The sequence below is a fragment of the Kribbella sp. NPDC050241 genome (assembly GCF_044459685.1).
Lineage (GTDB): Bacteria > Actinomycetota > Actinomycetes > Propionibacteriales > Kribbellaceae > Kribbella.
Genome location: NZ_JBITJE010000003.1, coordinates 335652 through 360031, shown reverse-complemented (window position 1 = coordinate 360031; position 24380 = coordinate 335652). Strand labels below are relative to the sequence as shown.

The 24380-nt window shown below is 67.2% G+C and carries 39 protein-coding genes; 38 read left to right on the top strand and 1 reads right to left on the bottom strand.

From position 1 onward, the window contains the following. Window positions 1-70 precede the first annotated feature (70 nt). The 33 genes from ACIBG5_RS16345 to ACIBG5_RS16185 all read left to right on the top strand — a co-directional run bounded on the left by ACIBG5_RS16345 (window position 71) and on the right by ACIBG5_RS16185 (window position 21556). Window positions 71-481: a DUF1801 domain-containing protein gene (locus ACIBG5_RS16345; RefSeq protein ID WP_396392330.1), complete on the top strand. Its 411-nt coding sequence runs from the start codon at window positions 71-73 to the stop codon at window positions 479-481. A 31-nt stretch (window positions 482-512) separates the two neighbouring features. Then, complete coding sequence (locus tag ACIBG5_RS16340; protein ID WP_396392329.1) at window positions 513-1775, top strand: nuclear transport factor 2 family protein; 1263 nt, start codon at window positions 513-515, stop codon at window positions 1773-1775. Continuing rightward, window positions 1768-2529 (top strand): maleylpyruvate isomerase N-terminal domain-containing protein, encoded by a 762-nt coding sequence (locus tag ACIBG5_RS16335; RefSeq protein ID WP_396392328.1) that lies wholly within the window; start codon window positions 1768-1770, stop codon window positions 2527-2529. Before ACIBG5_RS16340 ends, ACIBG5_RS16335 begins: the two co-directional genes overlap by 8 nt. A 277-nt stretch (window positions 2530-2806) precedes the next feature. Next, complete coding sequence (gene rpsL / locus ACIBG5_RS16330) at window positions 2807-3181, top strand: 30S ribosomal protein S12 (RefSeq protein WP_012923692.1); 375 nt, start codon at window positions 2807-2809, stop codon at window positions 3179-3181. After that, window positions 3181-3651, top strand: coding sequence for a 30S ribosomal protein S7 (rpsG, locus tag ACIBG5_RS16325; protein WP_131361025.1), 471 nt, complete (start codon window positions 3181-3183; stop codon window positions 3649-3651). The genes rpsL and rpsG overlap by 1 nt, the downstream gene beginning before the upstream one ends. A 122-nt stretch (window positions 3652-3773) precedes the next feature. Further along, a complete protein-coding gene (fusA, locus tag ACIBG5_RS16320) occupies window positions 3774-5834 on the top strand; it encodes an elongation factor G (RefSeq protein WP_396392995.1) in 2061 nt (686 codons plus the stop codon). Window positions 5835-5908: 74 nt separating this feature from the next. Next, the gene (gene tuf, locus ACIBG5_RS16315) at window positions 5909-7102 is read left to right on the top strand and encodes an elongation factor Tu (RefSeq protein ID WP_360446672.1); all 1194 of its coding nucleotides are present in this window, start codon (window positions 5909-5911) and stop codon (window positions 7100-7102) included. Window positions 7103-7460: 358 nt separating this feature from the next. Beyond that, complete coding sequence (rpsJ, locus tag ACIBG5_RS16310; RefSeq protein ID WP_012923688.1) at window positions 7461-7769, top strand: 30S ribosomal protein S10; 309 nt, start codon at window positions 7461-7463, stop codon at window positions 7767-7769. Between the two features lie 16 nt (window positions 7770-7785). After that, complete coding sequence (gene rplC / locus ACIBG5_RS16305) at window positions 7786-8460, top strand: 50S ribosomal protein L3 (protein WP_360446670.1); 675 nt, start codon at window positions 7786-7788, stop codon at window positions 8458-8460. Continuing rightward, window positions 8457-9152, top strand: coding sequence for a 50S ribosomal protein L4 (gene rplD, locus ACIBG5_RS16300; RefSeq protein WP_360446668.1), 696 nt, complete (start codon window positions 8457-8459; stop codon window positions 9150-9152). Before rplC ends, rplD begins: the two co-directional genes overlap by 4 nt. Further along, window positions 9149-9454 carry a 50S ribosomal protein L23 gene (rplW, locus tag ACIBG5_RS16295; RefSeq protein WP_131512847.1) on the top strand — a complete coding sequence of 102 codons (306 nt, stop codon included), beginning with the start codon at window positions 9149-9151 and terminating at the stop codon, window positions 9452-9454. Before rplD ends, rplW begins: the two co-directional genes overlap by 4 nt. Then, entirely contained in the window at window positions 9454-10287 is an 834-nt protein-coding gene (gene rplB, locus ACIBG5_RS16290; protein ID WP_131361014.1) for a 50S ribosomal protein L2, read from the top strand. Before rplW ends, rplB begins: the two co-directional genes overlap by 1 nt. 15 nt (window positions 10288-10302) lie before the next feature. Next, window positions 10303-10584, top strand: a complete 282-nt coding sequence (gene rpsS / locus ACIBG5_RS16285) for a 30S ribosomal protein S19 (protein ID WP_131361012.1) — start codon at window positions 10303-10305, stop codon at window positions 10582-10584. A 49-nt stretch (window positions 10585-10633) separates the two neighbouring features. Further along, on the top strand, window positions 10634-11203 hold the full coding sequence (gene rplV / locus ACIBG5_RS16280) for a 50S ribosomal protein L22 (protein WP_396392327.1): 570 nt from the start codon (window positions 10634-10636) through the stop codon (window positions 11201-11203). A 1-nt stretch (window position 11204) separates the two neighbouring features. Further along, complete coding sequence (gene rpsC / locus ACIBG5_RS16275) at window positions 11205-12053, top strand: 30S ribosomal protein S3 (RefSeq protein WP_396392326.1); 849 nt, start codon at window positions 11205-11207, stop codon at window positions 12051-12053. A 3-nt stretch (window positions 12054-12056) separates the two neighbouring features. Next, window positions 12057-12476 (top strand): 50S ribosomal protein L16, encoded by a 420-nt coding sequence (gene rplP, locus ACIBG5_RS16270; RefSeq protein ID WP_131361007.1) that lies wholly within the window; start codon window positions 12057-12059, stop codon window positions 12474-12476. Further along, the gene (gene rpmC, locus ACIBG5_RS16265) at window positions 12476-12778 is read left to right on the top strand and encodes a 50S ribosomal protein L29 (RefSeq protein WP_396392325.1); all 303 of its coding nucleotides are present in this window, start codon (window positions 12476-12478) and stop codon (window positions 12776-12778) included. The genes rplP and rpmC overlap by 1 nt, the downstream gene beginning before the upstream one ends. After that, on the top strand, window positions 12775-13071 hold the full coding sequence (gene rpsQ, locus ACIBG5_RS16260) for a 30S ribosomal protein S17 (protein WP_131361003.1): 297 nt from the start codon (window positions 12775-12777) through the stop codon (window positions 13069-13071). Before rpmC ends, rpsQ begins: the two co-directional genes overlap by 4 nt. Window positions 13072-13160: 89 nt before the next feature. Next, window positions 13161-13529 carry a 50S ribosomal protein L14 gene (rplN, locus tag ACIBG5_RS16255; protein WP_012923677.1) on the top strand — a complete coding sequence of 123 codons (369 nt, stop codon included), beginning with the start codon at window positions 13161-13163 and terminating at the stop codon, window positions 13527-13529. A 1-nt stretch (window position 13530) separates the two neighbouring features. Continuing rightward, a complete protein-coding gene (rplX, locus tag ACIBG5_RS16250; RefSeq protein ID WP_131361001.1) occupies window positions 13531-13917 on the top strand; it encodes a 50S ribosomal protein L24 in 387 nt (128 codons plus the stop codon). Continuing rightward, window positions 13917-14489, top strand: coding sequence for a 50S ribosomal protein L5 (rplE, locus tag ACIBG5_RS16245; RefSeq protein ID WP_131360999.1), 573 nt, complete (start codon window positions 13917-13919; stop codon window positions 14487-14489). The genes rplX and rplE overlap by 1 nt, the downstream gene beginning before the upstream one ends. 1 nt (window position 14490) lies before the next feature. Beyond that, the gene (locus ACIBG5_RS16240; protein ID WP_012923674.1) at window positions 14491-14676 is read left to right on the top strand and encodes a type Z 30S ribosomal protein S14; all 186 of its coding nucleotides are present in this window, start codon (window positions 14491-14493) and stop codon (window positions 14674-14676) included. A gap of 91 nt (window positions 14677-14767) precedes the next feature. Beyond that, the gene (rpsH, locus tag ACIBG5_RS16235; protein WP_396392324.1) at window positions 14768-15175 is read left to right on the top strand and encodes a 30S ribosomal protein S8; all 408 of its coding nucleotides are present in this window, start codon (window positions 14768-14770) and stop codon (window positions 15173-15175) included. Window positions 15176-15202: 27 nt separating this feature from the next. Beyond that, on the top strand, window positions 15203-15745 hold the full coding sequence (rplF, locus tag ACIBG5_RS16230) for a 50S ribosomal protein L6 (RefSeq protein ID WP_396392323.1): 543 nt from the start codon (window positions 15203-15205) through the stop codon (window positions 15743-15745). A 2-nt stretch (window positions 15746-15747) separates the two neighbouring features. Further along, window positions 15748-16131 carry a 50S ribosomal protein L18 gene (rplR, locus tag ACIBG5_RS16225; RefSeq protein ID WP_396392322.1) on the top strand — a complete coding sequence of 128 codons (384 nt, stop codon included), beginning with the start codon at window positions 15748-15750 and terminating at the stop codon, window positions 16129-16131. Between the two features lie 36 nt (window positions 16132-16167). Beyond that, entirely contained in the window at window positions 16168-16767 is a 600-nt protein-coding gene (rpsE, locus tag ACIBG5_RS16220; protein ID WP_360446659.1) for a 30S ribosomal protein S5, read from the top strand. Continuing rightward, complete coding sequence (gene rpmD, locus ACIBG5_RS16215) at window positions 16767-16949, top strand: 50S ribosomal protein L30 (protein WP_012923669.1); 183 nt, start codon at window positions 16767-16769, stop codon at window positions 16947-16949. Before rpsE ends, rpmD begins: the two co-directional genes overlap by 1 nt. Window position 16950: 1 nt before the next feature. Then, complete coding sequence (gene rplO, locus ACIBG5_RS16210; RefSeq protein WP_131512858.1) at window positions 16951-17391, top strand: 50S ribosomal protein L15; 441 nt, start codon at window positions 16951-16953, stop codon at window positions 17389-17391. A gap of 135 nt (window positions 17392-17526) precedes the next feature. After that, a complete protein-coding gene (gene secY, locus ACIBG5_RS16205) occupies window positions 17527-18828 on the top strand; it encodes a preprotein translocase subunit SecY (RefSeq protein WP_360446656.1) in 1302 nt (433 codons plus the stop codon). Continuing rightward, the gene (locus ACIBG5_RS16200; protein WP_131360987.1) at window positions 18828-19400 is read left to right on the top strand and encodes an adenylate kinase; all 573 of its coding nucleotides are present in this window, start codon (window positions 18828-18830) and stop codon (window positions 19398-19400) included. The genes secY and ACIBG5_RS16200 overlap by 1 nt, the downstream gene beginning before the upstream one ends. Window positions 19401-19413: 13 nt before the next feature. Further along, complete coding sequence (map, locus tag ACIBG5_RS16195; protein ID WP_396392321.1) at window positions 19414-20235, top strand: type I methionyl aminopeptidase; 822 nt, start codon at window positions 19414-19416, stop codon at window positions 20233-20235. A 68-nt stretch (window positions 20236-20303) separates the two neighbouring features. Continuing rightward, window positions 20304-20747 carry a DUF1707 domain-containing protein gene (locus ACIBG5_RS16190; RefSeq protein ID WP_396392320.1) on the top strand — a complete coding sequence of 148 codons (444 nt, stop codon included), beginning with the start codon at window positions 20304-20306 and terminating at the stop codon, window positions 20745-20747. Then, complete coding sequence (locus ACIBG5_RS16185) at window positions 20744-21556, top strand: hypothetical protein (protein ID WP_396392319.1); 813 nt, start codon at window positions 20744-20746, stop codon at window positions 21554-21556. The genes ACIBG5_RS16190 and ACIBG5_RS16185 overlap by 4 nt, the downstream gene beginning before the upstream one ends. On the opposite strand, the gene ACIBG5_RS16180 is transcribed toward ACIBG5_RS16185, so the two are convergent. Beyond that, window positions 21540-22406 (bottom strand): NAD(P)-dependent oxidoreductase, encoded by an 867-nt coding sequence (locus ACIBG5_RS16180; protein ID WP_396392318.1) that lies wholly within the window; start codon window positions 22404-22406, stop codon window positions 21540-21542. The two genes, ACIBG5_RS16185 and ACIBG5_RS16180, sit on opposite strands and share 17 nt — an antisense overlap. 77 nt (window positions 22407-22483) lie before the next feature. Between ACIBG5_RS16180 and ACIBG5_RS16175 the strand changes: the two genes are divergently transcribed. The 5 genes from ACIBG5_RS16175 (at window position 22484) to rpsK (ending at window position 24368) form a co-directional block, all read left to right on the top strand. Beyond that, window positions 22484-22813, top strand: coding sequence for a winged helix-turn-helix transcriptional regulator (locus ACIBG5_RS16175; RefSeq protein WP_396392317.1), 330 nt, complete (start codon window positions 22484-22486; stop codon window positions 22811-22813). Window positions 22814-22989: 176 nt separating this feature from the next. Beyond that, complete coding sequence (infA, locus tag ACIBG5_RS16170) at window positions 22990-23211, top strand: translation initiation factor IF-1 (protein WP_012923661.1); 222 nt, start codon at window positions 22990-22992, stop codon at window positions 23209-23211. A 35-nt stretch (window positions 23212-23246) separates the two neighbouring features. Beyond that, a complete protein-coding gene (gene rpmJ, locus ACIBG5_RS16165; RefSeq protein ID WP_008361054.1) occupies window positions 23247-23360 on the top strand; it encodes a 50S ribosomal protein L36 in 114 nt (37 codons plus the stop codon). A 187-nt stretch (window positions 23361-23547) separates the two neighbouring features. Continuing rightward, window positions 23548-23919 carry a 30S ribosomal protein S13 gene (rpsM, locus tag ACIBG5_RS16160; RefSeq protein ID WP_131360979.1) on the top strand — a complete coding sequence of 124 codons (372 nt, stop codon included), beginning with the start codon at window positions 23548-23550 and terminating at the stop codon, window positions 23917-23919. 41 nt (window positions 23920-23960) lie between these two features. Then, window positions 23961-24368 carry a 30S ribosomal protein S11 gene (rpsK, locus tag ACIBG5_RS16155; RefSeq protein WP_012923659.1) on the top strand — a complete coding sequence of 136 codons (408 nt, stop codon included), beginning with the start codon at window positions 23961-23963 and terminating at the stop codon, window positions 24366-24368. The last annotated feature ends 12 nt before the right edge of the window (window positions 24369-24380 follow it).

Genomic DNA, 24380 nt, shown 5'->3' with positions numbered 1-24380 from the left:
GTCCACTCCGCCGAGGGCGGCACTCCCACCAGGGGGTGCCGCCCTCGCGGCGTTCCGGCCAGGATGAACCATGGCCGAGAACAAGACCCGGAAGACCGACGCGTCCGTCGACGACTACCTGGCCGGCATCGCCGGAGTCCGGGGCGACGACGCCCGCGAGCTCAACGCGCTGATCACCAGGGCGACCGGTCTGGAGCCGGCCCTGTGGGGACCGCCGATCGTCGGTTTCGGCGACCGCCACCTGGTCTACGAGAGCGGTCGCGAGCTGGACTGGTTCGACGTCGGATTCGCTGTCCGGAAACAAGCACTGACGCTTTATCTGACCGCGGGTTTCGACGGGTACGACGAATTGCTCGCCCGTCTCGGGCCGCATACGACCAGCGCCGGATGCCTGTACGTCAAACGCTTGGCAGACGTGGATTCCGGCGTTCTGACCGAGTTGGTACGCCGGTCTGCGCAAGACACTCGGGGGCGGGGCTGAAAGTGTCCGGGCGATAGGCCAAGATTGGTCCATGACGGATCTCCCGGCCTATCTGCGGCCTTTCGTCCTGGGGGTACTGGACGGGCCCGACGTGCGGGTGGACAGGCTTGGAGAGATCGACATCTACCGTCCGGCCGGGACTGCCCGGACGGGCGCGATGCTGTTCGTGCACGGGGGACCGGGACCAGCCGAGCTCGTGGCCACACCACGGGACTGGCCGGTCTACAAGGGCTATGCGACTGCGGTCGCCAGGCGAGGCATGGTGGCCGCAGTCGTCGACCACAGCCTGATTCGCGGCTTCGACCAGTTGGTCACCGCCGCGGACGAGGTGGAGGCTGCGATCGGCGTACTGCGTTCTGATCCACGGGTCGACCCCGATCGGGTCGGGTTGTGGTTCTTCTCCGGTGCGGGCCTGCTGGCCGGGGAGTGGCTGGACAGCCGCCCCGACTGGCTGCGCTGCATGGCCCTGACCTACCCCCTGCTCGCCACCCCGCCCGGTGTCGACGACCTGGTCACCGCCGCCGAAGTGATCGGGAAACACAAGGATCTGCCGGTGCTGCTCACCCGAGCCGGACGCGAGCGTGAGGAACTCGCCGGTCCGGTCGCGGAGTTCGTCTCCGCAGGTGGCAGCGCGCTGGACATCATCGACGTACCGAAAGGGCACCACGGGTTCGACATGCTCGACCACACCGAAGAATCACGCGCCGCCGTCACCAAGGCCCTGGACTGGGCGATCGCCCACCTGGGCGAGGACCCGGACGGCGTGACCACGGCATCCACCTCACCGACGACCACCACCAAGACCAGGGCCAAGAGCGCCCCGGCATCCCGAAAGACCGCTGCGCGTACGCCGGCCGCGGCTGAACCGCTGATGGATCTCCCGACTCCGGCTGCGCCTGCCAGTCAGCCGGCGCCGACCGCTCCGGTTCCGACGCTCGATCCTCTTCCGACCACTCCCGCCGTTCCGGTGGACACTCCGGCCTCCCGGGTGGTGGGGCGCGAGCACGCGGCGTACGCGGCGCACGACCTGGAGGCGTTCCTGGCGATGTACTCGCCGACCGCCCGGATCCACCTCGCCGACAGCACCGAGCTGAAGGGCCGCCGGTTCCTGCGCGAGTACTACGGGTCACGGTTCGCTGCCGGACGGTGCAAGACCGAGGTCGTGCAGAAGCTGATGCTGGGCGAGTGGGTCGTCGAGCATGTGCTGGCGTACGACACCGGCGAAGGGGTCCCGATGATCGCGTTGTACCGCGTCTCCGAGGGGCTGATCACCGACGTCGAGTTCCGTGCCTGACGGACCGATCGACTATCTGGCCGAGTTCGAGCGGACGGCCGCGGAATTCGCGGCCGTCCTCGACCAGGCCGACCCGGCGTCCGAGGTGCCCGCCTGCCCGGGCTGGACGCTGGCCGACCTGGCCCTGCACATCGGTTCCGGCCAGCGCTGGGCGGCGTCGATCCTGCTCAGCGGCACCTCCCAGAGGGTCCCGGAGGTCCTGCGTACGACGATCTCCTGGAGCGACTGGTATGCCGGTACGACCGCGGCGCTGGCCGCCGCGATCCGGGCCGTCGATCCGGACGAGCCGTGCTGGAACTTCGCGCCGATCGCGCAGTACGCGGGGTTCTGGTCCCGGCGGCGCATGCATGAGACAGCCATCCACCTCGTGGACGCGGTCCAGGCCGGCGTCTCCGACGAAGGGCGGGCCACCAGTGGTCTGACCGTCGTACCTGCGGCCCTGGCGGCCGACGGGGTGGACGAAGTGTTCGGGGTCTTCCTGCCGCGGATGCTGGCCCGGCGGGTCGCCCCTGCGGTCACCCGGCGGATCGGCGTACGGGCGACCGATACGGGCGACGAGTGGACGCTGACGCCTGTGTCAGAAGGGGATCCGCCCCAGGTGGAGCGAGGTGTGGCAGCGGGTGAGGCGGTCGTCTCCGGCACTGCCGCGGAGCTCGATCTGTGCCTCTGGAAGCGGTTGCCGGGAAGCGTTCTGACGGTCGAGGGGGACCAGGCGGTGGCATCCGCTTTCCTGGCCGGCCGGGCCACTCCGTAGACCCTGTAAACTGGACGAGCGGACCAGCCTCAGGCCCGTGCGGTCGGTCATTTTGACCGTGCTTGAGGCAGCCGCTAGTCTTAACGATCGTGCCCGGGTCATCCTGGGCCGTCATGCGTGCCCCTGGTCGAACGGGTTGCGCGCGTGGCACGGGACTCCTGCCGACAGTCTGGAAGATTACGGCTTCGGTACGCCCGTGCGCACGCGACACACCCGACCGCGGGGGTCAGCAAAAGCAGAGCAGAAGAAAGCCGGACGACAGAAAGAGACCTACGCGGTGCCCACCATTCAGCAGCTGGTCCGCAAGGGCCGCCAGGACAAGGTGTCCAAGAACAAGACGCCCGCCCTGAAGGGTTCCCCTCAGCGTCGCGGTGTGTGCACGCGCGTCTACACGACCACGCCGAAGAAGCCGAACTCGGCCCTTCGCAAGGTCGCGCGTGTCCGCCTGACCAGCGGCATCGAGGTCACCGCGTACATCCCCGGCGTCGGCCACAACCTGCAGGAGCACTCGATCGTGCTCGTGCGTGGCGGTCGTGTGAAGGACCTTCCGGGTGTCCGGTACAAGATCATCCGCGGTTCGCTCGACACCCAGGGTGTGAAGAACCGCAAGCAGGCGCGCAGCCGTTACGGCGCGAAGAAGGAGAAGAGCTAATGCCGCGCAAGGGCCCCGCCCCGAAGCGTCCGGTCATCATCGACCCGGTCTACAGTTCGCCGCTCGTCACCCAGTTGATCTCCAAGATCCTGGTCGACGGCAAGAAGCAGATCGCGCAGAGCATCGTCTACACCGCGCTCGAGGGCACCCGGACCAAGACCGGCACCGACCCGGTGATCACGCTGAAGCGTGCGCTGGACAACGTGAAGCCGAGCATCGAGGTGAAGAGCCGGCGCGTCGGTGGTGCGACCTACCAGGTGCCGATCGAGGTCAAGCCGGGCCGGTCCACCACGCTGGCGCTGCGCTGGCTGACGACGTACTCCCGGGCGCGTCGCGAGAAGACCATGTCCGAGCGCCTGATGAACGAGATCCTGGACGCCTCCAACGGCCTGGGAGCCTCGGTCAAGCGCCGCGAGGACACGCACAAGATGGCCGAAGCCAACAAGGCTTTCGCCCACTACCGCTGGTGATCCGGGGTCCGATCCGGACCCCAGCGCTCACCCTTTGACAGCAGTACAGAATCGAGAGGTAGACCACCGAGGTGGCCGTACAAATCACCACCGACCTGGCCAAGGTCCGCAACATCGGGATCATGGCTCACATCGACGCCGGCAAGACGACGACGACCGAGCGGATCCTCTTCTACACCGGTATCACCTACAAGATCGGTGAGGTCCACGACGGCGCCGCCACGATGGACTGGATGGAGCAGGAGCAGGAGCGCGGCATCACGATCACGTCCGCCGCGACGACCTGCACCTGGAAAGACCACACCATCAACATCATCGACACCCCCGGGCACGTCGACTTCACCGTCGAGGTGGAGCGCTCGCTGCGCGTCCTGGACGGTGCCGTCGCGGTGTTCGACGGCGTTGCCGGCGTCGAGCCGCAGTCCGAGACCGTGTGGCGTCAGGCCGACCGGTACGGCGTACCGCGGATCTGCTTCGTCAACAAGCTCGACCGGACCGGCGCGGAGTTCATGCGCTGCGTCGACATGATCGTCGACCGGCTGGCCGCGGTGCCGCTGGTGCTGCAGCTGCCGATCGGTGCCGAGTCCGACTTCATCGGCGTCGTCGACCTGGTCGGGATGCGTGCGCTGACCTGGCGCGGCGAGACGACGATGGGTGAGGACTACACGGTCGAGGAGATCCCGGCCAGCCACACCGAGATCGCCGCCGAGTGGCGCGACAAGCTGATCGAGACGCTGGCCGAGGCCGACGACGAGATCATGGAGATGTACCTCGAGGGCGAAGCGCCCACCGAGGAGCAGATCATGGCCGGCATCCGGCGCGCGACGATCGCGAGCAAGCTGACCCCGGTGCTGACCGGCACCGCGTTCAAGAACAAGGGCGTGCAGCCCCTGCTCGACGCGATCAACGCGTTCCTGCCGAGCCCGCTCGACGTTCCGGCCATCGAGGGCCACGACGTCAAGGACAGCGAGCAGGTCGTCCTGCGCAAGCCGGACGACAGCGAGCCGTTCTCGGCGCTGGCGTTCAAGATCGCGGCCGACCCGCACCTGGGCAAGCTGACCTTCATCCGGGTGTACTCGGGCAAGCTCGAGACCGGCACCCAGGTCCTGAACCCCACCAAGGGGCGCAAGGAGCGGATCGGCAAGATCTACCGGATGCACGCGAACAAGCGTGAGGAGATCGCGTCGATCGGCGCCGGCCACATCGTCGCCGTGATGGGTCTGAAGGACACCACCACCGGTGAGACGCTGGCCGACCCGGGCAAGCCGGTCGTGCTGGAGTCGATGCAGTTCCCGGCCCCGGTCATCTCGGTCGCCATCGAGCCGAAGTCGAAGGGCGACCAGGAGAAGCTGGGCGTCGCGATCCAGCGGCTGGCCGAGGAGGACCCGACCTTCCAGGTCCGGACCGACGAGGACACAGGCCAGACGATCATCGCCGGTATGGGTGAGCTGCACCTCGAGGTGCTGGTCGACCGGATGAAGCGCGAGTTCCGCGTCGAGGCCAACGTCGGCAAGCCGCAGGTCGCCTACCGCGAGACGATCAAGAAGAAGGTCGAGAAGGTCGACTACACGCACAAGAAGCAGACCGGTGGTTCGGGTCAGTTCGCGCGCGTGATCATCAACATCGAGCCGACCTCGGTCGAGGCCGGCGGCGAAGGCGGCTACGAGTTCGTCAACTCCGTCACCGGTGGCCGGATCCCGCGGGAGTACATCCCGTCGGTGGACGAGGGCGCGCAGGAAGCGATGGAGTTCGGCGTACTGGCCGGCTACCCGATGGTGGACGTCAAGGTCACGCTGACCGACGGCGCCTACCACGATGTCGACTCCTCCGAGCTCGCGTTCAAGATCGCCGGTTCGATGGCCTTCAAGGACGCTGCCCGGCGGGCGACTCCGGTCATCCTCGAGCCGATGTTCTCGGTCGAGGTCACCACCCCTGAGGACTACATGGGTGAAGTGATCGGCGACCTCAACTCCCGCCGTGGCCAGATCCAGTCGATGGACGAGGGCCCCGGTGGCAGCCGGGTCGTCAAGGCCCTGGTGCCGCTGTCGGAGATGTTCGGGTATGTCGGTGACCTGCGTTCCAAGACGCAGGGCCGCGCGTCGTACTCGATGCAGTTCGATTCCTACGCCGAGGTTCCGAAGAACGTGGCGGAAGAGATCATCAAGAAGGCCCGGGGCGAGTAATCTCTCGCTCCTGACCACCACACCCCAAGCGCGTCGGCGTACGGCGTAGTCAACATTTAACTAGGAGGGCCCCAGTGGCGAAGGCGAAGTTCGAGCGGACTAAGCCGCACGTCAACATCGGCACCATCGGTCACATCGACCACGGTAAGACCACTCTTACCGCGGCGATCACCAAGGTGCTGCACGACAAGTACCCGACGCTCAACGAGGCATCGGCCTTCGATCAGATCGACAAGGCGCCCGAAGAGCGTCAGCGCGGTATCACCATCTCCATCGCGCACGTCGAGTACCAGACCGAGGCCCGGCACTACGCCCACGTCGACTGCCCGGGTCACGCGGACTACATCAAGAACATGATCACCGGTGCGGCTCAGATGGACGGCGCGATCCTGGTCGTCGCCGCCACCGACGGCCCGATGCCGCAGACGCGTGAGCACGTTCTGCTCGCCCGCCAGGTCGGCGTGCCGGCCATGGTCGTGGCGCTGAACAAGTGCGACATGGTCGACGACGAGGAGATCCTGGAGCTCGTCGAGCTCGAGGTCCGCGAGCTGCTCTCGGAGCAGGAGTTCGACGGCGACAACGCGCCGATCGTCCGCGTCGCCGCTCACCCGGCGCTGCAGGGCGACGCCAAGTGGGGCGAGTCGATCATCGAGCTGATGAACGCGGTGGACTCCTACATCCCGCAGCCGGTGCGTGAGATCGACAAGCCGTTCCTGATGCCGGTGGAGGACGTCTTCACCATCACGGGTCGCGGTACGGTCATCACCGGCCGGATCGAGCGCGGTGTCGTCAAGATCAACGAGACCGTCGACATCGTCGGCATCCGTCCGGAGAAGCAGACCACCACGGTCACCGGTATCGAGATGTTCCGCAAGCTGCTGGACGAGGGCCAGGCCGGTGAGAACGTCGGTCTGCTGCTTCGTGGCACCAAGCGCGAGGACGTCGAGCGCGGCATGGTCGTCATCAAGCCGGGCACCACGACCCCGCACACCAACTTCGACGCGTCGGTCTACATCCTGTCGAAGGAGGAGGGCGGCCGTCACACGCCGTTCTTCCAGAACTACCGGCCCCAGTTCTACTTCCGCACCACGGACGTCACCGGCGTCGTCACGCTGCCCGAGGGCACCGAGATGGTCATGCCGGGCGACAACACCGACATGTCGGTCGAGCTGATCCAGCCGATCGCCATGGAAGAGGGTCTGAAGTTCGCGATCCGCGAAGGTGGCCGCACCGTCGGCGCCGGCCGGGTCACCAAGATCATCAAGTGATCTCACGAGGTCCGCGAGGGCTCGCATCCTGAGCCCCGCGGACCTCTGCTTTGCGCCTCGATCCGGCGCTCAGGTGGGGCCGGATCGGGCGTGAAGCCACCCGATTGGCGTTTCGACGCCGATCTCTGGCACAATATTCAGGTTGCTCAGGCGAGGCCGCCGGGGCGCGCCCCAGACTTGCGTCTGGCGAGTGCGCCGGACCGGAGACCATGCCGAGGTTCCGGTCCGAGACCGGGCCCCGATCACCATTCCAGGTCGATGAAGCGGTGAGTCACGTGCGTGCCGCGCACGCGACACACCCGACCGCGGGGGTCGGAGCAACACAGACGTTGACGATAGAGAAGGACGAAGCGAAGCGATGGCGGGACAGAAGATCCGCATCCGGCTGAAGGCCTACGACCACGAGGTCATCGACAGTTCGGCACGCAAGATTGTCGACACGGTGACGCGTACTGGTGCGAAGGTTGCTGGCCCGGTGCCGTTGCCGACGGAAAAGAACGTGTTCTGCGTCATCCGCTCGCCGCACAAGTACAAGGACAGCCGCGAGCACTTCGAGATGCGCACCCACAAGCGGCTCATCGACATCATCGACCCCACGCCGAAGACCGTCGACTCGCTGATGCGGCTCGACCTGCCGGCCGGTGTCGACATCGAGATCAAGCTCTGAGGGACGCGAACAACCAATGAGCACTTCTACCAAGAACACGCGCGGTCTGCTGGGCACCAAGCTCGGCATGACCCAGACCTGGGACGAGAACAACCGTGTCGTCCCCGTCACCGTGATCCAGGCCGGCCCGTGCGTGGTGACCGAGGTTCGCACCTCGGACAGCCACGGGTACGACGGCGTCCAGATCGCCTTCGGCGACATCGACCCCCGCAAGGTCACGAGCCCGATGCGCGGCCACTTCGACAAGGCCGGCGTGACGCCGCGGCGCCACCTGCTGGAGCTGCGCACCGCCGACGCCAGCGAGTACACGCTGGGTCAGGAGATCAAGGCCGAGGCCTTCGAGGCCGGTGAGCGGGTCGACGTGTCCGCCACCAGCAAGGGCAAGGGCTTCGCCGGTGTGATGAAGCGGCACGGCTTCCACGGCCTCCGCGCCACCCACGGTGTCCACAAGAAGCACCGCTCGCCGGGTTCCATCGGCGGCTGCGCCACCCCGGGCCGGGTCTTCAAGGGCCTGCGGATGGCGGGCCGGATGGGCGCCGAGCAGGTCACCACGCAGAACATCACCGTGCACGCGATCGACACCGACCGCGGCCTGATCCTGCTGAAGGGTGCGGTGCCCGGTCCCAAGGGCGGCCTCGTGCTGATCCGCAACGCCGCCAAGGGCGCAGCTGTGAAGGGAGCCCAGAAATGAGCTCGGTCGACGTCGTCGTCGTGAAGGGCGACAAGGTCAGTAAGAAGGGCTCCGCCGAGCTTCCGGCCGAGCTGTTCGACGTCCAGGTCAACATCCCGCTGATCCACCAGGTCGTGGTGGCCCAGCTGGCCGCGGCCCGCCAGGGCACGGCCAAGGCCAAGACCCGCGGCGAGGTCTCCGGCGGTGGCACCAAGCCGTACCGGCAGAAGGGCACCGGTCGCGCCCGCCAGGGTTCGATCCGCGCGCCGCAGTTCACCGGTGGTGGCGTCGTCCACGGCCCGGTGCCGCGCGACTACAGCCAGCGGACCCCGAAGAAGATGATCGCCGCCGCGCTCCGCGGTGCGCTCTCGGACCGGGCCCGTGACGGCCGCGTGCACGTGGTCGAGAAGTTCGTCGACGGTGACAAGCCGTCCACCAAGGCCGCGCTGAACGTGCTGGCCGCGGCGACCGAGCCGGGCAAGGTCCTGGTCGTGGTCGAGCGGGCCGACGAGCTCACCTGGCTGAGCCTGCGCAACGTGCAGCACGTGCACCTGATCGCGGCCGACCAGCTGAACGCGTACGACGTGCTGTGCAGCGACGCGGTCGTGTTCACCCAGGGTGCCCTCGACGCTTTCGTCGCCGGCGCGCCCCAGGGCAAGTCCGTCAAGGCCGTCGCCACGTCGACCGAGGCCGAGCAGGAGGTTGAGGCATGAGCCACGGAGTCAACAAGGATCCGCGGGACGTGCTGCTGCGGCCGGTCGTGAGCGAGAAGAGCTACGGCCTGCTGGACGAGCAGAAGTACACGTTCGAGGTGGACCCGAACGCCAACAAGACCGAGATCAAGCTCGCGGTCGAGAAGGTGTTCAAGGTGAAGGTCAGCGACGTCAACACCATCAACCGCAAGGGCAAGCGCCGCCGGACTCGTGCCGGCTGGGGCAAGCGCCCGGACACCAAGCGGGCGATCGTGACCCTCAAGGGTGACGACCGCATCGACATCTTCGGAGGCCAGTCGTAATGGGTATCCGCAAATACAAGCCGACAACGCCGGGCCGCCGTGGCTCGAGCGTGGCCGACTTCGTCGAGCTCACCCGTTCGACCCCCGAGAAGTCGCTGCTGCGTCCGCTGCCCAAGAAGGGCGGCCGGAACAACACCGGCAAGATCACCACCCGGCACCACGGTGGCGGTCACAAGCGGGCGTACCGGCTGATCGACTTCAAGCGGTACGACAAGGACGGCGTGCCGGCCAAGGTCGCCGAGATCGAGTACGACCCGAACCGCACCGCGCGGATCGCGCTGCTGCACTACGTCGACGGCGAGAAGCGCTACATCCTCGCCCCGTCGAACCTGAAGCAGGGCACGATCGTCGAGAACGGCCCGGCCGCCGACATCAAGATCGGCAACAACCTGCCGCTGCGCAACATCCCGGTCGGCTCCACGGTGCACGCCGTCGAGCTGCGTCCGGGGGGCGGCGCCAAGATGGGCCGCTCGGCCGGTGCCAGCATCCAGCTGGTCGCGAAGGAAGGCCGGATGGCCACCCTGCGGATGCCGTCCGGCGAGGTCCGGATGGTCGACGTACGCTGCCGCGCCACCCTCGGTGAGGTCGGCAACGGCGAGCAGTCGAACATCAACTGGGGCAAGGCGGGCCGGATGCGCTGGAAGGGCAAGCGCCCGACCGTCCGCGGTGTCGCGATGAACCCGGTCGACCACCCGCACGGTGGTGGTGAGGGCAAGACCTCGGGTGGACGCCACCCGGTGTCCCCGTGGGGCAAGCCCGAGGGGCGTACCCGCACCCGCAAGGAAAGCGACCGCATGATCGTCCGGCGCCGCAAGGCCGGCAAGAAGCGCTGATAGGAGCCGGCCAGAATGCCACGCAGCTTGAAGAAGGGCCCGTTCGTCGACCACCACCTGATGAAGAAGGTGGAGGTGCAGAACGAGAAGGGCACCAAGAACGTCATCAAGACCTGGTCCCGCCGATCGATGATCGTGCCGGACATGATCGGCCACACGCTGGCGGTGCACGACGGCCGCAAGCACGTGCCGGTGTTCGTGACGGACGCGATGGTCGGGCACAAGCTCGGCGAGTTCGCCCCGACCCGCACGTTCAAGGGTCACGAGAAGGACGACCGGAAGTCACGGCGTCGCTGACCTAGGTCAGTGATGAAGCGATAGCAACCTACGGAGAGATTCGAACATCATGAGCGTTCAAGAGCGTAGGGCCGTCAGTGCCCGTCGCGAGGGCCTGCTGGGCGACGAGCCCGGGGCCTTCGCGGTCGCGCGCTTCGTCCGCGTGACGCCGATGAAGGCGCGCCGCGTGGTCGATCTGGTGCGCGGTCTGGGCGTCGACGACGCACTCGCCACTCTGAAGTTCGCCCCGCAGGCCGCTGCCGCGACCGTGTACAAGGTCGTCGACAGCGCCGCGGCGAACGCCGAGGGCACCGAGCACCTGAGCCGGGCCGACCTGGTCGTGGCGAAGGCCTATGTGGACGAGGGCCCGACGCTGAAGCGTCACCGCCCGCGTGCCCAGGGCCGGGCCACCCGGATCGACAAGCGGACCAGCCACATCACTGTGGTCGTGGCGCCGCGGGTCGAGGAAGAGCCGGCCGAGAAGACCCCGGCGAAGAAGTCTGCCAAGAAGGCGGACACGGCCAAGAAGGCTCCGGCCAAGAAGGCTGCCGCCGACAAGGCCGACGCCGACAAGCCGGCCAAGAAGGCGACCGCCAAGAAGACGGCTGCCAAGAAGACCGCTGAGAAGAAGGAGTCCTGACGTGGGCCAGAAGGTTAACCCGCACGGGTTCCGTCTCGGCATCAGCACCGATCACAAGAGCCGTTGGTACGCCGACAAGCTGTACAGGGACTACGTGGGCGAGGACGTCAAGATCCGCCGCCTGCTGAGCAAGGGCATGGAGCGCGCCGGCATCTCCCGCGTGGAGATCGAGCGCACCCGTGACCGGGTCCGGGTCGACATCCACACCGCCCGTCCGGGTATCGTCATCGGTCGCCGTGGCGCCGAGGCGGACCGGATCCGGGGCAGCCTGGAGGAGCTCACCGGCAAGCAGGTGCAGCTGAACATCCTCGAGGTGAAGAACTCCGAGGTCGACGCCCAGCTGGTCGCGCAGGGCGTGGCCGAGCAGTTGTCCGGCCGCGTGGCGTTCCGCCGCGCGATGCGCAAGGCGATGCAGACCACCATGCGTGGCGGCGCCCTGGGCATCCGGATCCAGTGCTCCGGCCGGCTCGGTGGCGCGGAGATGTCGCGGTCGGAGTTCTACCGTGAGGGCCGGGTGCCACTGCACACGCTCCGCGCGGACATCGACTACGGCTTCTACGAGGCCCGTACGACCTTCGGCCGGATCGGCGTGAAGGTCTGGATCTACAAGGGTGACGTGGCCGGCTCCCGGGCCGAGCGCGAGGCACAGGCCGCGGCCCGTGCCGCCACTCAGCAGCGCCGGCCGGCCCGTCGCGACGACCGTGGTGGCCGTGGTGGCCGCCGCGACGACCGTCGGGACGACCGTGGTGACCGCGGTGGCCGTGGTGGAGACCGCGCCGAGGCCCCGCGGGCCGAGGCGACGGCCCCCGCTGCCGACAAGCCCGCTGAGACGACCGGAACGGAGAGCTGAACCATGCTCATCCCCCGCAAGGTCAAGCACCGCAAGCAGCACCACCCGAAGCGCTCCGGCGCTGCCAAGGGTGGTACGACGCTGGCCTTCGGTGACTTCGGCATCCAGGCGCTGGAGAACCACTACGTCACCAACCGGCAGATCGAGGCCGCGCGTATCGCGATGACCCGGCACATCAAGCGTGGCGGCAAAGTGTGGATCAACATCTACCCCGACCGCCCGCTGACCAAGAAGCCGGCCGAGACCCGGATGGGTTCCGGTAAGGGTTCGCCGGAGTGGTGGATCGCCAACGTCAAGGCCGGCCGGGTCCTGTTCGAGCTGTCCGGCGTACCGGAGGACATCGCTCGCGAGGCCCTCCGCCGTGCGATCCACAAGTTGCCGATGAAGTGCCGCTTCATCGCCCGAGAGGCAGGTGAGAACTGATGGCTATCCAGACTGCCGCCGAGCTGCGGAACCTGGGCCGGGACGAGCTGATGAGCAAGCTCGGCGAAGCCAAGGAGGAGCTGTTCAACCTCCGGTTCCAGGCTGCCACGGGCCAGCTGGAGTCCCACGGCCGGCTGCGCGCCGTCCGCAAGGACATCGCCCGCATCTACACGGTGCTGACCGAGCGGGCGCTCGGCATCACCGACGAGGTCGATGCCCCGGCCGCCGAGGCCGAGGCTGAGGCCGAGGTCGACGTCGAGGAGACCGCGGACGACAGCGAGAAGGCTGGGAGCAAGGCATGACCGAGAACGCGAAGGACGAGACCGTGAGCACGACCACCCAGACGCGAGGCCGCCGCAAGACCCGTGAGGGCCTGGTGCTGAGCGACAAGATGGACAAGACCGTCGTGGTCCAGGTCGAGGACCGGGTCAAGCACGCGCTGTACGGCAAGGTCATCCGTCGCACCAGCAAGCTGAAGGCGCACGACGAGCAGAACGCCGCCGGTACCGGCGACCGCGTCCTCCTGATGGAGACCCGGCCGCTGTCGGCGACCAAGCGCTGGCGCGTCGTGGAGATCCTCGAGAAGGCCAAGTAGTTGCCCGCACGTCGGGCAACCCATCGAATTTATTCGTTCCGCAAGGCTCACGTGAGTGAGAACCAGCGAGACAACCAGGAGATCAACAGATGATCCAGCAGGAGTCGCGACTGAAGGTCGCCGACAACACGGGTGCGAAGGAGATCCTTTGCATCCGGGTGCTCGGTGGCTCCGGTCGGCGCTACGCCGGTGTCGGTGACACGATCGTCGCCACCGTCAAGGACGCGATCCCGGGCGGCGGTGTGAAGAAGGGTGACGTCGTCAAGGCGGTCGTCGTGCGGACCGTGAAGGAGCGCCGGCGTCCGGACGGCTCCTACATCCGCTTCGACGAGAACGCCGCGGTGATCCTCAAGGCCGACGGCGAGCCCCGCGGTACCCGCATCTTCGGGCCGGTCGGCCGGGAGCTGCGGGAGAAGCGCTTCATGAAGATCATCTCGCTCGCCCCGGAGGTGCTCTGAGATGGCGCAGAGGAAACTGCACGTGAAGAAGGGTGATCTCGTCCGCGTGATCGCCGGCAAGTCCAAGGGCCTCGAGGGCAAGATCATCCAGGTCCTGCCCGATGCCGAGAAGGTCATCGTCGAGGGCGTGAACCGGGTCAAGAAGCACACCAAGGTGCAGCAGGCCCAGCGCGGCGGCACCACGGGTGGCATCGTCACCCAGGAAGCCCCGATCCACGTCTCGAACGTGATGCTCGTCGTCGAGGTCGAGAAGGACGGCAAGAAGCAGAAGGTGACCACCCGCGTCGGCTACAACCGCGTCGAGGTGCAGAAGCGGCGCCCCGACGGCTCGACGTACACCGGTTTCCGGAGCGTCCGGGTCGCGCGGCGTACCGGCGAGGAGATCTGATGACCACCGCAGTGACCGAAACCAGGGTCCAGCCGCGGCTGAAGACGAAGTACCGCGAGGAGATCGTCGGCAAGCTGCAGGAGCAGTTCCAGTTCGAGAACGTCATGCAGGTGCCCGGCCTCACCAAGATCGTGGTGAACATGGGCGTCGGCGAGGCGGCTCGCGACTCGAAGCTGATCGAGGGCGCGGTGAAGGACCTGGCCGCGATCACCGGGCAGAAGCCGCAGGTGACCAAGGCCCGCAAGTCGATCGCGCAGTTCAAGCTGCGTGAGGGCATGCCGATCGGTGCGCACGTGACGCTGCGCGGCGACCGGATGTGGGAGTTCCTGGACCGGCTGCTGGCGCTCGCGCTGCCGCGGATCCGTGACTTCCGCGGTCTGTCGCCGAAGCAGTTCGACGGCACCGGGAACTACACCTTCGGCCTGACCGAGCAGGTGATGTTCCACGAGATCAACCAGGACCGCATCGACCGGGTCCGGGGCATGGACATCACCGTGGTGACCACCGCGAAGAACGACGACGAGGGCCGGGCCCTGCTACGGCAGCTCGGTTTCCCGTTCAAGGAGAACTGACGTGGCGAAGACAGCACTCAAGGTCAAGCAGGCCCGGAAGCCGAAGTTCGCGGTGCGCGGTTACACCCGCTGCCAGCGCTGCGGCCGGCCGAAGGCGGTCTTCCGCAAGTTCGGCCTGTGCCGGATCTGCCTGCGGGAGATGGCGCACCGGGGCGAGCTGCCCGGTGTGACCAAGTCCAGCTGGTGACCGTCTCCACCCCCGATCTTTTCTCCACTCACCATCTAGTCACCGTAGGTCGCCGGCCGGCGAAACCACGGCGGGAAAGAGGCCCCAGGCCATGACGATGACCGACCCGATCGCAGACATGCTGACGCGTCTGCGCAACGCCAACCAGGCGTACCACGAGTCGACCTCGATGCCGTACAGCAAGATCAAGCAGGGCATCGCCGACATCCTCCAGCAGGAGGGCTACATCTCCTCCTACAAGGTGGAGGAGCCCAAGGAGGGCGCCGTCGGCAAGACCCTGGTCGTCGACCTCAAGTTCGGCCCGAGCCGGGAGCGCTCCATCGCGGGCGTCCGCCGGATCAGCAAGCCGGGTCTGCGGGTCTACGCGAAGTCGACCGGCCTGCCCAAGGTCCTCGGTGGCCTGGGCGTCGCGATCATCTCGACGTCCCAGGGACTGCTGACCGACCGACAGGCAAAGAACAAGGGCGTTGGCGGGGAAGTCCTCGCCTACGTCTGGTGACGAAGAACCGGAAGGAGGACCACAGAAATGTCTCGCATCGGTAAGCTCCCGGTCTCGGTCCCGTCCGGCGTCGACGTCACGATCGACGGCCAGACGGTCACCGTGAAGGGTCCCAAGGGTCAGCTCTCGCACGTCGTGGCTGAGCCCATCGCGGTCAACCGGGACGAGGACGGCGCCATTGCCGTCAGCCGCCCGGACGACCAGCGCAAGAGCAAGGAACTGCACGGCCTGTCCCGCACCCTGATCGCCAACCTGGTGACCGGAGTGACGGAGGGCTACGAGAAGAAGCTCGAGATCGTCGGCGTGGGGTACCGCGTCATCTCCAAGGGCCCGGCCCAGCTGGAGTTCTCGCTCGGGTACAGCCACACCATCACGGTGGACGCGCCGGAAGGCATCACGTTCACGGTGGAGGCGCCGACCCGTTTCTCGGTGCAGGGAATCGACAAGCAGTCCGTCGGCGAGGTTGCCGCCAACATCCGCAAGCTGCGCAAGCCCGAGCCGTACAAGGGCAAGGGTGTGCGGTACGCCGGCGAGCAGGTGCGCCGCAAGGTCGGAAAGGCTGGTAAGTAACCATGGCGATCGGACTGCGTCCGCACAAGCACTCCGCCAAGAAGACGGCGTCGCGACTGCGTCGCCAGATCCGGGTCCGGAAGAAGATCAACGGCACGGCCGACCGGCCGCGGCTGGTGGTCACCAAGTCGTCGAGGCACCTGTTCGTACAGGTCATCGACGACGTGGCCGGCAAGACGCTGGCGTCCGCCTCCACCATGGAGGCCGACCTGCGTGGCGCGGAGGCGAACAAGACCGACAAGGCCAAGACCGTCGGCGGCCTGATCGCCGACCGGGCCAAGGCAGTCGGCATCGACTCGGTCGTGTTCGACCGGGCCGGGAACAAGTACCACGGCCGGATCGCGGCCCTGGCCGACGCCGCTCGCGAGGGCGGGCTCGGCTTCTGACATGGCGACACAAAACACAGGAAGAGGTAGTTCGAAATGAGCGGAGGCCAGCAGCGTCGCGGAGGCGGCGCCGGTGGTGAGCGCCGTGGTCGCGACGGTGGTCGCGGTCAGGCAGCTGACAAGACCGCCTACATCGAGCGCGTGGTAGCCATCAACCGTGTCGCCAAGGTCGTGAAGGGTGGTCGTCGCTTCAGCTTCACCGCCCTCGTGGTCGTCGGCGACGGTGAAGGCACCGTCGGTGTGGGTTACGGCAAGGCCAAGGAGGTGCCCGCGGCGATCGCCAAGGGTGTCGAGGAGGCCAAGAAGGCGTTCTTCAAGGTGCCGCGGATCCAGGGCACCATCCCGCACCCGGTCCAGGGCGAGAAGGCCGCAGGCGTTGTCATGCTGCGTCCGGCCGCTCCCGGTACCGGTGTGATCGCGGGTGGCTCGGCACGCGCCGTACTGGAGTGTGCCGGGATCCACGACATCCTCAGCAAGTCGCTGGGCTCGTCCAACGCCATCAACGTCGTGCACGCGACGGTGGCGGCGCTGCGCAGCCTGGAGACCCCGGAGGCCGTGGCCGCGCGCCGTGGCCTGCCGGTCGAGCACGTCGCCCCGGCGGCACTGCTGAAGGCGCGGGCGGAGGCGGCTTCCTGATGGCACGCTTGAAGGTGACCCAGACCCGTTCCGGCATCGGTGGCAAGCAGAACCAGCGCGACACCCTGCGCACGCTGGGCGTGAAGCGGATCGGCGACGTCGCCGTTCACGACGACCGCCCGGAGATCCGTGGCATGGTCCGCACTGTTCGCCACCTCATCACCGTCGAGGAGGTCGACTGACATGGCGCTGAAGGTTCACCACCTGCGTCCGGCGCCCGGTGCCAAGACCGCCAAGACCCGCGTGGGTCGTGGTGAGGGCAGCAAGGGCAAGACGGCCGGCCGCGGTACCAAGGGCAGCAAGGCGCGCAACAACATCCCCGAGTGGTTCGAGGGTGGCCAGATGCCGCTGCACATGCGGCTGCCGAAGCTGAAGGGTTTCAAGAGCAGGAACCGGGTGGAGTTCCAGGTCGTTAACCTGGACAAGCTCGGACAACTGTTCCCCGAAGGTGGCGAGGTCGGCGTGGCCGACCTGGTCGCCAAGGGCGCGGTCCGCAGCGGTCAGCCGGTGAAGGTACTGGGTGACGGCGAACTGACCGTGGCACTGCAGGTTTCGGTGCACAAGTTCTCGAAGTCCGCCCTGGAGAAGATCCAGGCGGCCGGAGGAACCACCACCGAGGTGTAACGAGGTCCAGGGCTCGTGCGAGCCGGCGCTTGATATCGTGCGCTGGAGTTCGGACGAGCCCTGGTTCGTCTCTTGCCCAGCTGCTTTGCTAGGCCCCTGCCCTGAGCGGGCAGAGGAAACATGTGGGAGGACAGGGTGTTAGGCGCCTTTGCCAACGCGTTCAAGACTCCGGACCTGCGCCGGAAGATCTTGTTCGTGCTCTTCATCGTCGTGATCTTCCGGCTCGGTTCGGTCGTGCCGGCGCCTGGCGTCAACGTCCAGTCGCTGAACACCTGCCTCAAGCAGGCGCAGGGTGGCGCGAACGCGAACCTGTACAACCTGATCAACCTGTTCTCCGGCGGCGCGCTGCTGCAGCTCGCGATCTTCGCGCTCGGCATCATGCCGTACATCACCGCCAGCATCATCCTGCAGCTGCTCACCGTGGTCATCCCGCGGCTGGAGTCGCTGAAGAAGGAAGGCCAGGCGGGCCAGGCCAAGATCACCCAGTACACCCGGTTCCTCACCGTCGGTCTGGCGATCCTGCAGTCCACCGCCTTCGTGGCGCTGGCCCGCACCCCGGGCCGGTTGTTCCAGGGCTGCCAGGAGCCGCTGCTGCACCGTGACGACTGGTTCACGATCACCGTCATCGTGCTCACCATGACCGCCGGCACCGGCGTGATCATGTGGCTGGGCGAGCTGATCACCGACCGCGGCGTCGGCAATGGCATGTCGATCCTGATCTTCACCCAGATCGTCGCCACCTTCCCGACCCAGCTGTGGAACATCCGCAAGGAGAAGGGCATCCCCACCTTCGTGGTGGTGGTCGCGATCGGCCTGGTGATCATGGCCGCGGTCATCTTCATCGAGCAGGCGCAGCGCCGGATCCCGGTGCAGTACGCCAAGCGCATGGTCGGCCGCAGGATGTTCGGCGGCACCTCGACGTACATCCCACTGAAGGTGAACCAGGCCGGTGTCATCCCGGTCATCTTCGCCTCGAGCCTGCTCTACCTGCCGGTGCTGGTGAGTCAGTTCCAGCAGGACAAGAAGTGGGCGCAGTGGATCCAAGGCAACCTGGTCAAGGGCGACCACCCGATCTACATGGTGACGTACGTCGCGCTGATCATCTTCTTCACCTACTTCTACGTCTCGATTACCTTCAATCCGAAGGAAGTTGCAGACAACATGAAGAAGTACGGCGGCTTCATCCCCGGGATCCGGGCGGGACGGCCGACCGAGGAGTACCTGGGCTACGTGCTGTCCCGCATCACGCTGCCGGGCGCGCTCTACCTGGCGGCGATCTCGATGATCCCGCTGGTGGCGCTCGTCCTGCTGAACGCGAGCCAGAACTTCCCGTTCGGTGGTACGTCGATCCTGATCATGGTCGGCGTGGGACTGGACACGGTGAAGCAGATCGAGAGTCAGCTGCAGCAGCGTAACTACGAAGGGTTCCTGCGCTGATGAGAATGTTGCTGATGGGTCCGCCCGGGGCGGGCAAGGGCACGCAGGCAAAGGTGCTTGCGGAACGCCTGAATATCCCGGCCGTGTCCACCGGCGACATCTTCCGTGCGAACGTCAAGGACGAGACGCCGCTCGGGCTCGAAGCGAAGCGCTACATGGACGCCGGTGACTACGTCCCGGACGAGGTCACCAACGCGATGGTCCGCGACCGGCTGTCCGAGGCGGACGCCGGCGAAGGGTTCCTGCTGGACGGGTACCCGCGGACCCTGGCCCAGGTAGGCACGCTGGACGACATCCTGGCCGAGCACGGTCACAAGCTGGACGCGGTGGTGGCGCTGATCGCCGACATCGACGTACTGGTCGACCGGATGATGAAGCGGTCCCACACCGAGGGCCGCACGGACGACTCCGAAGAGGTCGTCCGGCACCGGCAGGACGTCTACACGGCCGAGACCAAGCCACTGCTGCGCGTGTACGCGCAGCGCGGCCTGCTGTGCGAGGTGGACGGCGTCGGCGAGATCGACGAGGTGAGCGAGCGCGTGCTCGTCGCGCTGAAGTCGATCACGGAGTAAGACACGGGGTGTGATGTTCAGGGACCGCGGCATCGAGATCAAGACCCGCGAGCAGATCCTGTCCATGCGTGCCGCCGGCCTGGTGGTCGGCCGCACGCTGGAGCTGCTCCGCGGTGAGGTCAAGGCCGGTATCAGCACCGGTGAGCTGGACGCGATCGCCGAGGACCACATCCGGTCCTCCGGTGCGGTCCCGTCGTTCAAGGGCTACCACGGCTTCACCGGCTCGATCTGCGCGTCGGTGAACGACGAGATCGTGCACGGCATCCCCGGCGAACGGGTGCTGGCCGACGGCGACCTGATCTCGATCGACTGCGGTGCGATCGTGGACGGCTGGCATGGTGACGCGGCGATTACCGTCGGTGTCGGCGAGGTCGGTGCCGATCTGCTCGAGCTGGCCCGGATCTGCGAGGAGTCGATGTGGCGTGGGTTCGCCGCCGCGAAGCTCGGCGGCCGGCTCACCGACATCTCGGCCGCCGTCGAGGCCTATGTCCAGGCCCATTCGTCGTACGGCATCGTCGAGGACTTCGTCGGGCACGGGATCGGTTCGGCGATGCACCAGCCGCCGAACGTGCCGAACTTCGGGCGCCCGGGCCGCGGGCCGAAGCTGGTCGAGGGGATGGCACTCGCCGTCGAGCCGATGCTCACGCTCGGCAAGCAGGACAACCACACGCTCGAGGACGACTGGACCGTCGTCACCGACGACGGCCGGTCCGCGGCACACACCGAGCACACCTTCACGCTCACTCCGAAGGGTCCGTGGATCCTCACCGCCCTGGACGGAGGCGAGGCCAAGCTCGCGGAGCTCGGGATCGCCTGCGGCGCCCTCGCCGACTAGAAGAACTACATCTGGGGTCAGCCCATCGGGGGACGCCGCCGAACCCCGGGCTGAGGCACACTTGAGACATGCCTCAGTACCAGCCGCACCAGCGTTTCACCGAAGCCGACCGGGACAAGATCGCCGGGCGGCTGCGGGACGCGTTCGCGGACGGCCGGCTGGACCAGCCCGAGTTCTCCTCCCGTCTGGACCAGCTGTACGCCGTCCAGACCTACGGCGAACTCGAGCCACTGGTGCGTGACCTGCCGCCGGTGCGGACGTACCAGACCCCGGCGGTGGTGCAGGACAGCAAGCCGGCGCCGGCTCCGGGCGAGTTCCCGGAGCGCAAGAAGGACGCGCAGCCGGACCGGCGTGGGGCGATCGGTGGTTTCACCGGTGTCGTGATGGTCAACGTGGTGATCTGGTTCGTGATCGGACTCGCCAACGGCGGGCACTGGCCGCACTTCTGGCCGGTCTGGCTGTTGATCCCGTGGGCCCTGATCGCGATGGGCAGCCGCGGCAGGCGCCGTTGACAGCCGCCCCGGTCACCCGTCGCCCCGCGGGTCCGCGTCTGCGTCCAGACCTGGCGTGGCAGCTGCGGCGGGGCTCGGCCCTCGTGTACGTGATCTGGTTCGCCGTGGCCATCCCGCTGGTGGTGGCCGGGCTGCTGCTCGAGCCGCGCTGGGTCGGCTGGATGATGCTCGGCTGGTTCCTGGTGCTGATCCTGTTCACGTTGGCGATGCGGGTCGCGGACGGCCGGTTGCGGAAGTCCTGGGCCGACGCGGTGACCCAGCTGGGCTGGCGGATCAAGGCCACCGAGCCCGAACTGCGGGAGCGCTGGCCGTTCCCGCCGTTCGACCTCGACCCGAACGCCGAGGTGTCCGATGTGACGACGGGCCGGCACCGGGGCCGAGAGTTCTGGACCGGGCGCTTCCGGCACAGGGTAGGGCGCCGTGAGCTCGGCTTCGACTTCCTCGATCTGCAGGTGGATCGGCCGCTCCCGCCGCTCCAGGTGCTGCCCGCATCGCTGTCGCAGGTCGCGGCGGCCAGCCTGCTGCCGCTGGACCTGACGGTCGACCGCCTGCCCGGTCGCTACTGCCTGTTCAACGGTCGCGAGGACCACGCGCAGGCCGTGCTGCACCCGCGTGCGGTCGAGGCGCTCGCCCAGGTCCCGCCGTTCGGCTTCAGCTGCGAGGGACGGCGCTTCGTCGCGATCCTCCCGGCGTACCGCGATTCCGTCACCGCACTTGCCCAACTGGATGCAGCCTGTGACCTTCTGGACCTGATGCCCCAGCAAATCTGGCGCGAAGGCGAACAGTGGGCCGCTACGCACTCCTCCTGAGCAACGGGACCAGGGCGGCCAGATCCTCGTCGCCGTGGCCGGTCGCGACGGCTCGCCGGAGCAGTTCGCCCATCGGGGCGAGCAGGCCGGGATCGATGCCCTGGGCAACCGACGCGTCGATCAGGTTGTCGTAGGCCGCCGCCTGCATCGCCAGGTTCGACCCTGCCGCACCGGGTTCCGGACCTTCGTCCAGCTCCTTGGCGATCCTGGGCAGGCTCCCGAGCATGGCCGTCATCCAGGGAATCAGGAAGTCCTCGGTGAACCGTGTGTACGGGATCTTCTCGCTGCCGACCAGGGCCAGCGCATGCTGGGCACCCCCGAACATCCCGTACATGGCGCTGAGCAGGGCGATGTCGTGCAACGACGCCAGCCCGGCGTCACTGCCGACGTACTCGGGCCGGCCCAGTACGGCGAGATCCGCGGTGTGCCGTTCGAAGGCAACCGGCGAGCCGCTGTAGAAGACGAAAGCACCGGGTCCGCCGATCATCGCGGGGACGGCCATGATGCCGCCGTCCAGGTACTCCGCTCCCGCCGCCGCGACTCGTGCCGCGGTGTCCCGGGCCTGCGTGGGAGTGCCGTTGGTCAGGTTGACGACAACCTTGCCGGAGAGGTCCAGTCCGTCGAGCGTGCTCCGAACCGTGGCGTCGACCAGCAGGCAGACGACCACGAGCGGACTGGCGGCGACGGCCTCGGCCGGACTGGTGGCGCGGACGGCGCCGAGGGCGTCCAGCTCGGGAGAGCGTCCAGGGGTTCGGTTCCAGACGGTGGTCGGGTGGCCGGCGGCCAGGAAGGTGCGGGCGAGCGCGGTCCCCATCGCGCCCAGCCCGAGCACGGTCACAGGTGTCTTCATGGCGTCAACCCTGGCCCGGAGACTTTAGGATGGACAAGTACCCACTAATTTGTGAGGTACTGACCGAAAGGTAAGTGATGATCCCCTACACCTGCGGCCTGGACGCCGCGGCCGACGTGATCGGCGGGAAGTGGAAGCCGCGGATCCTGTGGGCGCTGCACCATGGGCCGATGCGGTTCGGGGAGTTGCGCCGGGCGATCGCCGGCGTGACGGAGAAGATGCTGATCCAGCAGTTGCGCGAACTGGAGAGCCGCGACATCGTTCACCGCGAGGTGTTCCACCAGGTCCCGCCGAAGGTCGAGTACTCACTGACCGGCCTCGGCCGCTCACTCAACGTCGCGCTGGCTCCCCTGGATGCCTGGGGTGCTGACCACCTGGCCGTACTGGAGGCCTCGCGGGCGGGGTGACGGGGTCTCGATTGGGTTTCGTGTGGGAGAGTGGCGTACACTCTTTCCTTGGCTCTTTGTAGCCTCTGTCTCGTGCTGCCCGCGGCTGCCTGACCTGGTCAGGAGGGCGCCTTGAGCCCGGGCTGGAGCCATGCGTTAACCATCATTCAGTACGACGTCTACAGAAGTGCGAGGACATGCCCAAAAAAGAGGGAGTCATCGAACTCGAGGGCACCATCGTTGAGGCCCTGCCGAACGCGATGTTCCGTGTTGAGCTGTCCAACGGGCACAAGGTGCTCGCGCACATCAGCGGCAAGATGAGGCAGCACTACATCCGGATCCTCCCCGAGGACCGGGTCGTCGTGGAGCTGTCGCCGTACGACCTCACCCGGGGTCGCATCGTCTACCGGTACAAGTAAGACCACCACCAACACCTGTCGAAGAAAGAAGCTCGATGAAGGTCAATCCGAGCGTCAAGAAGATCTGCGACAAGTGCAAGGTGATCCGCCGTCACGGCCGGGTCATGGTGATCTGCGAGAACCCGCGGCACAAGCAGCGGCAGGGCTGACAGCCCCCAGTCGAGCAGCACACAGCACTTTCGCACCACAGCGCGCATGCTCGTCCGGCCAGGAAACACAGGCCGGACGTCGCCCCCGGAACAGAGGCCGGGGCCTTGCCGGTGACAACAAACTCACCGAGGCGGGCAAGGACGCGGCGCGCCACCACACCTCTGCCGACGAAAGGAACACCGCCACATGGCACGCCTCGTAGGAGTCGACCTTCCGCGCGACAAGCGCATCGAGGTCGCTCTGACCTACATCTTCGGTGTAGGCCGTACTCGCGCCCTGGAGACGCTGCAGAACACCGGGGTTTCCGGTGACAAGCGCGTCCACGAACTGGGCGACGACGAACTGGTGAAGCTCCGGGACTGGATCGAAGCCAACTACAAGATCGAAGGTGACCTCCGCCGTGAGGTGACCGCGGACATCCGCCGCAAGATCGAGATCGGGTCGTACCAGGGTCGCCGGCACCGCAGCGGCCTGCCGGTGCGTGGTCAGCGCACGCGGACCAACGCCCGCAGCCGCAAGGGTCGTCGCAAGGCGATCGCCGGTAAGAAGAAGAAGTGATGACCCGGATGACTTTCGACCACCCCAGGAGCAACTGACCTATGCCTCCCAAGAGCCGCACAGCGGCCGGCGCGAAGAAGGTGCGCCGCAAGGAGAAGAAGAACGTGGCCGCCGGCCACGCGCACATCAAGAGCACGTTCAACAACACGATCGTGACGATCACCGACCCGACCGGCGCGGTCATCTCGTGGGCTTCCGCGGGCACCGTCGGCTTCAAGGGTTCGCGCAAGTCCACCCCGTTCGCCGCGCAGATGGCAGCCGAGGCTGCCGGCCGTCGCGCGATGGAGCACGGCATGCGCAAGATCGACGTGTTCGTGAAGGGTCCCGGCTCCGGCCGTGAGACCGCGATCCGTTCCCTGGGTGCGGTCGGCCTCGAGGTCGGCACCATCCAGGACGTCACCCCGACCGCCCACAACGGCTGCCGCCCGCCGAAGCGGCGCCGGGTCTGATCCAGAGAGGTA